Annotated in this window: 9 protein-coding genes; all 9 read left to right on the top strand. The window is 61.3% G+C overall.

Annotation, left to right across the window (positions count from 1 at the left end; all coding sequences use genetic code 11):
• A partial coding sequence (locus NW827_RS00600) for an HAD family hydrolase (RefSeq protein ID WP_414503205.1) occupies window positions 1-747 on the top strand: 747 nt, incomplete at its 5' end.
• The gene (locus tag NW827_RS00595; protein WP_414503204.1) at window positions 744-1592 is read left to right on the top strand and encodes a M28 family peptidase; all 849 of its coding nucleotides are present in this window, start codon (window positions 744-746) and stop codon (window positions 1590-1592) included. The genes NW827_RS00600 and NW827_RS00595, both read left to right, overlap by 4 nt.
• A gap of 237 nt (window positions 1593-1829) precedes the next feature.
• The gene (locus NW827_RS00590; protein WP_414403494.1) at window positions 1830-2591 is read left to right on the top strand and encodes a ChaB family protein; all 762 of its coding nucleotides are present in this window, start codon (window positions 1830-1832) and stop codon (window positions 2589-2591) included.
• Between the two features lie 102 nt (window positions 2592-2693).
• Window positions 2694-3626 carry a DnaJ C-terminal domain-containing protein gene (locus tag NW827_RS00585; protein WP_414360954.1) on the top strand — a complete coding sequence of 311 codons (933 nt, stop codon included), beginning with the start codon at window positions 2694-2696 and terminating at the stop codon, window positions 3624-3626.
• Window positions 3623-3904 carry a chaperone modulator CbpM gene (locus tag NW827_RS00580; RefSeq protein ID WP_414360951.1) on the top strand — a complete coding sequence of 94 codons (282 nt, stop codon included), beginning with the start codon at window positions 3623-3625 and terminating at the stop codon, window positions 3902-3904. The genes NW827_RS00585 and NW827_RS00580 overlap by 4 nt, the downstream gene beginning before the upstream one ends.
• Window positions 3905-3957: 53 nt before the next feature.
• On the top strand, window positions 3958-4707 hold the full coding sequence (locus tag NW827_RS00575) for a photosystem reaction center subunit H (RefSeq protein WP_414360949.1): 750 nt from the start codon (window positions 3958-3960) through the stop codon (window positions 4705-4707).
• A gap of 131 nt (window positions 4708-4838) precedes the next feature.
• A complete protein-coding gene (rplU, locus tag NW827_RS00570; RefSeq protein ID WP_414403493.1) occupies window positions 4839-5246 on the top strand; it encodes a 50S ribosomal protein L21 in 408 nt (135 codons plus the stop codon).
• A 33-nt stretch (window positions 5247-5279) separates the two neighbouring features.
• Window positions 5280-5549: a 50S ribosomal protein L27 gene (gene rpmA, locus NW827_RS00565; RefSeq protein ID WP_414403492.1), complete on the top strand. Its 270-nt coding sequence runs from the start codon at window positions 5280-5282 to the stop codon at window positions 5547-5549.
• A gap of 111 nt (window positions 5550-5660) precedes the next feature.
• Window positions 5661-7151 (top strand): cellulose synthase, encoded by a 1491-nt coding sequence (locus tag NW827_RS00560; protein ID WP_414403491.1) that lies wholly within the window; start codon window positions 5661-5663, stop codon window positions 7149-7151.
• Window positions 7152-7171: the final 20 nt, after the last annotated feature.

The raw sequence follows: 7171 nt of genomic DNA, 5'->3' as shown, positions 1-7171 counted from the left end.
GATGGCACCCTGGCGGACACGGAGCGGGATGGCCATCGGGTAGCCTTTAACGCCGCCTTTGCCGAGGCAGGCTTGGACTGGCACTGGTCGGTGGAGCTCTACGGCCAACTCCTGGCTATTACGGGCGGCAAAGAGCGCATTCGCCACTTCGTCGAGACCTGTCAGCCGCCGCTGCCTGCCGGGGAAGACCTGACGGCCCTAATAGCCCGGCTGCACCAGGCCAAAACCCGCCACTACACAGCTCTACTGGCCCAAGGAGGGATCCCCTTGCGCCCTGGGGTCAAGCGCCTCTTGCAGGAAGCCAAGGCCGCCGGGATCCGCCTAGCCATCGCCACCACCACCACGCCCGAAAACGTGACGGCCCTTCTGGAGCACACCCTGCCGGAGAGCCTGAGCTGGTTTGAGGTGATTGCTGCCGGCGATATTGTCCCCGCCAAAAAGCCTGCCCCCGACATCTACTTCTACACGCTGGAACAGATGGGGCTGCGCCCCCAGGAGTGCCTGGCCTTTGAGGACTCCGAAAACGGGCTGCGCTCGGCCCAGCAGGCGGGCATCCCTGCCGTGGTGACGGTTAACGATTACACTCGGGAGCAAGACTTTTCCGGAGCAGCCTTGGTGCTGGATCACCTGGGGGAGCCGGAGTTGCCGTTTCAGGTGCTGGCGGGAAGGGCAGGATCCCACCGCTACTTCACCCTGGAGCTGGCCCGCCAGGTTCATGCCCAAGCCCTTGCCGAGCAAGAAAAGTGATCCAAGATCCCCATCTGCAACAGCGCCTCCGGGATCACCTGCAGCAAGTGGCCCAGCCGCGGGATCCCGACTGGTCGCCTTTGGGCCACAGTCGGGTGGAGCGCTACATCCAAGAGGAGCTTTCCCGCTATGGCCCTGTGGAATCTTTCTCCTTCGAGGCTCGGGGCTGCCAGCACCGCAACTGGATCTTGAAATTGCCGGGATCCCATCCCCGCCGATCGCCCATTCTGGTCGGGGCTCATTTTGACGCTGCCCCGGCCACCCCTGGAGCCGACGACAACGCCAGCGGTGTAGCGGTGCTGCTGGAATTGGCCCGCCATTTTGCCACCCATCCCGCCCTTTCCCCCCTGTGGCTAGTGGCCTTCGACCTAGAAGAGCGGGGCCTGCTGGGGAGCAAAGCCTACGCCCGCTTTCTCAAGCAACAGCGCCAACCCCTGCGGCTAATGCTCTCTTTGGAGATGCTGGGCTACCGGGATCCCACCCCCGGATCCCAGCGCTACCCCGCTGGCCTGGAGCGGCTCTACCCTGACCGGGGGGATTACATCGGCCTGATTGGCAACTGGCCCGCCCTGGGGGATCTGCTGAGGCTGCAGCACAGTTTTCAGCAGGCGGGGATCCCGTGTTGCTGGTTGCCAGCCGGCCAGCGGGGTTTGATCCTGCCGCTTACCCGCCTCAGCGACCACTCCCCCTTTTGGGATGCAGGTTACCCTGCAGTTATGGTGACCGACACCGCCTTCTTGCGCAACCCCCACTACCACAAGCTCAGCGACACCCTTGAGACCCTAGATCTGGACTTTTTGAGTGGGGTCTGCCAGGGCTTGAGGCAAGGTCTTGGATCCCTCTAGCCGCGACCTCGATTCCCAACTCCCCTCCCCCTGAGGGAGAGGAGCTGGGGGTGAGGGCCAGCGGCGCGGGGCGCTTGGGCAGGCCTCCTCAGTACGGAGATCGCTCCAGGAGTTTCGCGATCCCTCGACCCCCGCTGGGGCAACCGAGGGAGATAATGGGCAGCATAGGCAAAGAGGGGAAAAGCTTGCCAAAAGCTGCCCTCAGCCTTCCCGGCCAAAACTTTCCCAGGAGACTTTATGAGCGCCTTCGCCCAAGCCCCCAAAAAGTGCGTTTCTGCCGTTTTTAAAGAAGAAGCCAAAGTCCAAGAGTGCATCCAGCGCCTCCTCAACCGCGGCATCCCCAATGATCGCATCTCCATCATTGGCCGCAATTTTCAAACGGAAGCCAAAATCAGCGGCTTTATCACCCGCAAGGATGTGGTTCTCGACGGGTTGACCAGCGGCGCCATTTATGGATCCCTGTTTGGCTCCCTGTTGGGGCTACTTACAGGGGTAGGGGTGCTGTTTATTCCCTTTTTGGGGGCGGTGGTGGCCGCCGGGCCCTTGGGAGCGGCGCTGCTGGGGGCAACCGGTGGCGCTCTCTACGGGGCGTTGGGAGCGGGGCTGGGATCCGCCCTGATTGCCCTGGGCATGCCGCAGGAGAAGGCTGCCATCTACCAGACGCGGGTACAGGCGGGTGAGTTCTTGTTGGTGGTGCAGGTGCCGGAGGAAAAAGCCGGCGAAATCTACTTGCTGTTGCAAAGTGCCGGCGGCGAAGAGGTGGCCACTGCCGACTTGAACTTGCCCAGCGAGCCAGAAGGCAACCTGACGCCGGAGACCATCTCCCCAGAAATCCGCGCCGATCTCTCAGAAGAAGCCCAGCAAACCTTTGTGGAAGCCTATAACCAGGCCAAGGCAGAGGGCAGCCCTGTCACCCAGGCCCTGCTCAAGGCTTGGGAAAAGGTCAAACAAGCTTTCAACCGCGACGAGAAAGGGATCTTCTCTAAGCGCAAGTTCTAGTGTTGACCTCAAACAAGCAAAGTTACCGGCCCTGCTCTGGTCTTAGCCTGCTTGGCTATTTTGAAAGCCTTAGCCTAACTGATTGATGGTAGAGGTGAGCCCATGGCTGCGAGTGATTTTAAGGATTACTACAAGATCCTAGGCGTCAGCCGAGATGCTTCTTTGGAGGAGATCAAGCGCGCCTATCGCAAGCTGGCTCGCCAGTATCACCCTGACGTCAACCCCGGCAACAAGGCAGCCGAGGAGCGCTTCAAGGAGATCAACGAAGCCTACGAGGTGCTCTCGGATCCAGACAAGCGGCGGCGCTACGACCAGTTTGGCCAGTACTGGCAACGGGTGGGCAGCGGTGCCGCAGCAGGGCCGGGCATGGAGGGATTTGCCCAGTACGCCACCTTCGAGGACTTTATCAACGAGCTGCTGGGCCGCATGGGATCCCGCCGCAGCGGCTTCCAGGGTTTCACCACCGGGTTTGGGCCGTTCATCTCAGTGGATCTGCCAGGGCAAGACGTAGAAGCCACGCTAGGCCTCACCTGGGCAGAGGCCTTCCACGGCACCCAAAAGCGGCTGAGCGTGGATGGCGAAACCCTCACCATCCGCATTCCTCCCGGCGCCAAACCGGGCAGTCGCATCCGCGTCAAGGGCAAGGGCCAATATAGCCCCTTCGGCGGACCGAGGGGGGATCTCTACCTCACCCTGGAGCTGCCTCCCCACCCCTTCTTCCGCTTTGATGGCGACAACCTGCTCTGCGAGCTGCCCATCACGCCCGATGAGGCGGTTTTGGGCGGCACGGCGGAAGTCCCCACCCCCACCGGTCGGGTGCAGCTGAAGATCCCTGCCGGCGTCGATAGCGGCCAAACCCTGCGGCTGCGCGGCCAAGGCTGGCGGGATCCCCAAGGGCAGCGGAGCGACCTGCTGGTGCGGCTGAAGGTTGTCACGCCCAAATCCCTCTCCCCCACTGAGCGGGATCTCTACGAGAAACTGCGGCAACATCGGAGCTGGGATCCCCGCGCCTACTTGCAGGAGGTGAGGCTATGAGCTTGGCCATTGTGCGGGTGGAAGAACGGCTCTATACCTTTGAGCAGGCCAGCGAAGTTACTGGGATCCCTTCCCACCTCTTGGAGTGGCTGCTGGCTCAGGGCTTGCTGGAAGCCGAAAGCAGCTACATCACTCCCCAGCAACTGCGGCGCCTGGTGCAGATGATCCGTCTGCATCGGGACTTGGGCCTTAACTGGGTCGGAGCGGCCATGGTTTTGGACATGGCTCAGGAAATTGCCCGCCTTAGGGCGCAGCTCCACCACTACCGCGGCTTTTGAGGATCCCGAAACTCTTACTCAACTGAACCCCTTTACCTTTAGGAGAAACCCTCATGGATCAGATCGTCCGACGCAGCCAAGTGGTGGGCCTGCTGGCCCTGGATGGCAGCACCGCCACGGCCTTGGGCACTGTCGAAGAAATCTGGGTCGATTCTCAAGGACGGGTCTGCTACTTCAGCAGCCAGCAAGGCTACACCCCCCTAGAGCAGATCTCGCTTATCGGGCCGGATGCGCTGCTAACCTACTCCAGCCTTTTCACTACCCCGGCAATGCCGCTTAGCTCCCTCTACCGGCGCACAGTGCGCATTGGGGATCAGCCGGTGGGCTGGATTGAGGATTTTCTCTTCGACTGGGAGACTGGATCTATTGCTGCCTATATTCTGGGGGGCAGCATTGCTGAGCCCTGGGGAGGGCGCGCCGTCCTCTTACCTGAGGACGTAGAGGCCATCGACGTGGATGCGGTGGTGGTCAAGGAAGATGCTCCCCAGCGCCTCAAATCGGAGACTGAGGGCCTAAAGAACTTTTGGAGCGAAAAGTCTCGCCAAGTCAAGCAGCTCATCCAGCGCATGGGGGATCGCCTCAAGGCTTTGATTGGACCCCAGGACCCGCCGGAGGTGGTGCGCGTCAAGGTCAAGCAGGTGCGGGACGAGCTGGCCAAAGGGGGCAAGTTCGACCTCTCCCTGCTGGATGAGGCGGCAGAGTTTTTGCAGCAAAAATGGACAACCTGGCAGCAGCGCCTCAAACGGGCCGCCCAGCGCATGCAAGCTGCTCTCCAGGCCGCCTGGGAGAAGCTGACTGAATAAGGGACGGAGGAACACTCCTCCTGGGCCCTTGCTGACAGGAGGCAGTTCTTTGCGCTAGCATTAGAAACCGCTGTTAATGCTCGGATCAGGTTTCAAGACCCGCGAGGGCACCTGTACGGCAAGGGAAAGGCATGACCTACGCGATTGTGGAAACCAGTGGCAAGCAGCTTTGGGTAGAGCCGGGGCGCTTTTACGACATCGATCGCCTGCCCGGCACAGAGGAAAACAGCCCTTTGGCCCTCTCCCAGGTCTTATTGATTAACCACGAGGGACAAGTAACCCTGGGGCGTCCCTATGTTCCCGAGGCGGTGGTGAGGGCGCGGGTTTTGCAGCACCGCCGCGGCAACAAAATCATTGTCTACAAGATGAGGCCGAAGAAGGGAACCCGCAAGAAAAGAGGCCACCGTCAGCTTCTGACCCGTGTCCTGATTGAGTCCATTGAACTCAACGGGACGACTCTAGCCACTGCCCCAGTAGCTTCCCAGACCACTCCAGAGCCAGTTCCTGAAGCAACAGGGAGCCCTGTGGCCCAGAAGTAGACTGTTTTTAGCGACCACTGCCTAGGAGGTGTTATGGCTCACAAAAAAGGAACCGGCAGCACTCGCAACGGTCGTGACTCCAATTCCAAGCGCCTAGGGGTGAAGTGCTTTGGCGGCGAGCTGGTGCATCCCGGCTACATCCTGGTAAGACAACGGGGCACCAAGTTCCACCCAGGGGTGAACGTGCGCATTGGTAGGGATGACACGCTGTTTGCAGTAGCCACAGGCATTGTTACCTTTGAGCGCTACGGCAAACGGCGGCAGAAGGTGAGCGTTTACCCGCTTGAAAGGGCTGCCCAGTAGGCAAGGGTTTTTCCAGGCAAGTGCCCATCAACGGATCCCATCCCCCAGTCTGCCCCTGGGCAAAGGGAGGGCTCCCGGCTTGGCCCAGTGCCCACTTTGTGGAGAGCGCTTGTGAGATTAAGGGCTGTGCGGGTATACCTGTTTCGTTGGGTGGGGTTGCTGCACCTCATTGCTGGGGTGGCTTACCTCTACTGGCGCATCACCGACGGGCTGACAGGTTTGGGATCCCTTCTGTTTTGGGGGGCGGAGCTGTACGTTTGGCTGGCGGCAGTGGGCTTTATCCTCAGCCGCTATTCCCAGGAGGCGCAAGAAGAAGTGCCGGCGCCAGAGGTGCTGCAGCGGGCATTTTTTCAACTGCCGCGGGTGGATGTGCTGGTGATACGCCAGCGGGATTCTGTGGAAGCAACCCGTCAGACGGTACTCTCGGCCCTGCGCCTCGACTACCCCTGGGAGCGGCTGTTTGTCCACATTGTGGATCGGGTGGAAGATGGGGAAATGGCCAAGGTGGCGCGGGCTATTCCCTGCGAGTACTGGCCTTGCCCCACCCCCGCGACCGATCCCCTAGCCTACCTGCTGGGCTCTGGCCAGCTGCAGGGAGAGTACCTGCTGCTGTTGCAGCCGGGCCATTTTGTCGAGCCGGATTTTTTGTGGCAGACGTTGCCCCTGTTTTATGACTCACCGGAGCGGGCTCCCATCGCCAATGCCACCGGCTTTGTGCAGGCGATGCTGCGCACCCTGGGTCGGCCCCAGGCCGTTCACCCCCTACAGCAGCTTTTGGCGGTGGGATCCCAAGGCTACCAGGCGGCGCCGCTGCTGGGATCCGGCTGTCTCATTCGGCGGGCGGCTTTGGAGGCGATCCCGCAAATTGACATTCGCCGCCCTGTGCAGTTGGGGTGTCAGCTGCACTGCCGTGGTTGGCAGTCTCATCTAGTGCGCCAGGCCCAGGTCACCGGCGTTTTGTTGCCCTTGCGCAACCGCCGCGTCGCTCTGCTAGCAATTTTTTCGGCCTTGCGAGAAAACCCCTTTTGGGGCAAGCCAACTACGCAGCAGCAGCGCTTTCAGTACCTCTGGCTAACCCTCTGGGCTGCTGGCGGGGTGGCGGAGCTGGCCTATCTAGCAGTGCCCATCCTCTTTCTCTGCACGGGCTGGATGCCGGTACCAGCCTTTGACAGGGCCTTTTTTGCCTGGTTTTTGCCCTATGCCCTGTTGGGGCGGCTTACCTGGCTGTTGGCTTTTCCTCCCTCTCTGTGGGGGGCCGCCTGGCAGTCCGAGCGACAGACAGGTAGCCAGTTTTTCCAGTCCATTCAGGCGCTGGTGCAGGCGTTGCAAGGGGTGCCCCCCTATCCTGAACAGCCCTCCCAGCTTTCCCTCGGCCCGCAGGCGCTGGCTATTGGGTTGACATTGCTAGCTATGGGGGTGGGATCCCTGCGCTTTGCCGGCAACTGGGATCCGACGTGGTCGGAGCTGATCTTTGGTTTGGCCTGGGCTTTCTACAACCTGCTGATCCTGTCAGTGCGCCCCCACGATCACGATTTTGCCGGCTTTACCCCGGACAGCAGCGCGGCAGGAGAAGAGACCTCAAAGGCGCTCCCCAGCCCCTAAGCCTGCCGCCGGGGTGATGC

This window comes from Synechococcus sp. H70.1, assembly GCF_047502705.1.
Lineage (GTDB): Bacteria > Cyanobacteriota > Cyanobacteriia > Thermostichales > Thermostichaceae > Thermostichus.
This window is presented reverse-complemented; position numbering and strand designations above follow the sequence as displayed.